General features: G+C 71.5%; 3 protein-coding genes. 1 reads left to right on the top strand and 2 read right to left on the bottom strand.

Translation table 11 applies throughout. The features are described 5' to 3' along the window. On the top strand, positions 1–664 hold a 664-nt coding region (locus tag D7V93_RS43220; protein ID WP_120648695.1), incomplete at its 5' end, for a glutathione S-transferase C-terminal domain-containing protein. Here the strand turns inward: D7V93_RS43220 and D7V93_RS43215 are convergent. Together D7V93_RS43215 and D7V93_RS43210 are read right to left on the bottom strand one after the other, a co-directional pair. Continuing rightward, a complete protein-coding gene (locus D7V93_RS43215; RefSeq protein WP_120648694.1) occupies positions 628–924 on the bottom strand; it encodes a Carotenogenesis protein CarS in 297 nt (98 codons plus the stop codon). The two genes, D7V93_RS43220 and D7V93_RS43215, sit on opposite strands and share 37 nt — an antisense overlap. Further along, positions 921–1202 (bottom strand): NrsF family protein (locus D7V93_RS43210; RefSeq protein ID WP_120648693.1); only part of this gene is annotated, 282 nt, incomplete at its 5' end. The genes D7V93_RS43215 and D7V93_RS43210, both read right to left, overlap by 4 nt.

Raw genomic sequence — 1202 nt, 5'->3', positions numbered from 1 at the left:
GGCGGACTGGGTGGACGTGGGGCTGCTCCCGGAGTCGCAGGGTGGTGGAGCCAAGGTCATCATGAACCTGCTGGGCAAGGGGCCCGTGCCCGCGTACGCGCCGCCCGTGCTCAAGCTGGGCGACGTCGTCATCTCCCAGGCCGCGAACATCTGCTCGTACCTGGGTGAGCGCTTCGGTCTGGTGCCGCCGGACGAGGGCGCGCGGCTGCACGCGCGCCAGCTCCAGCTCACCGTCGCGGACGCGGTGGCGGAGGCGCACGACACGCACCACCCCATCGCGGTGATGAAGTACTACGAGGAGCAGCGGGAGGCCGCGAAGGCCCGCGCCGAGGACTTCCGTACCCAGCGCATCCCGAGGTTCCTGGGCTACTTCGAGCGCGTGCTGAGGACGAACCCGCAGGGCGGCGGCAGGTACCTGCTGGGCAGCGACTTCAGCTACCCGGAGCTGGCGCTGTTCCAGCTCGTGGAGGGCCTGTCCTACGCCTTCCCGAATGCCATGAGTCGCGTCGCCCATCAGGTGCCCGGCGTGATGGCCCTGCGCCAGCGCATCGCGGAGCGTCCCCGCATCGCCGCGTACCGGAGCTCCCCGCGCGCCCAGCCCTTCAACGAGCAGGGCATCTTCCGCCACTACGCGGAGCTGGACGACCCGAACGCGACGAAGTGACCCTGGGGCACCGCGGCCACCTCGCGGGCGAAGAACAGGTCCTCGCCCACGCCGTGCACGCGCACCTGGATGAGCGGGTCCGCCGGGTACTGCGTGGGCGGGTCGTCGAACACCAGCGCCACGACGACGCCCACGCGGTCGAGGAAGCGCTCCGTGATGGGGTCGTCCGGCTCCGTGCGGACGATCATCACCGCCGAGCCGATGCGCACCGGTGCGCCGTCCACGTCTTCCGTCAAGATGAGCGAAGGGTCATGCTTCATGGAGCGTAGGTCCGGGGTTTGAGTCGTTTCGACACGGCCCCGGTCATCAGGGCCACGAGCGCCCAGGCGCCCAGGTGATACGCAGCCACGTGTCCGGCGCCCAGGCCGCAGGCCAGCTCGCCCACGAACGCGCCCACGGTGCCCGCCGCCAGGCCCGCCGCCACCGCGCGCAGCGGGTTGAACGCCGCCTGGCGCAGCACGAGGAGCGCCACCACCACCGGCACCAGCGCCACCGCGACGTGGCTCACGGTGCACACCCACTCGGGCAGGGACGAGGG

This window comes from Corallococcus llansteffanensis, assembly GCF_003612055.1.
Lineage (GTDB): Bacteria > Myxococcota > Myxococcia > Myxococcales > Myxococcaceae > Corallococcus > Corallococcus llansteffanensis.
Note: the sequence above shows the minus strand (reverse complement) of the source record. Positions and strands in the feature narration are given on the sequence as shown.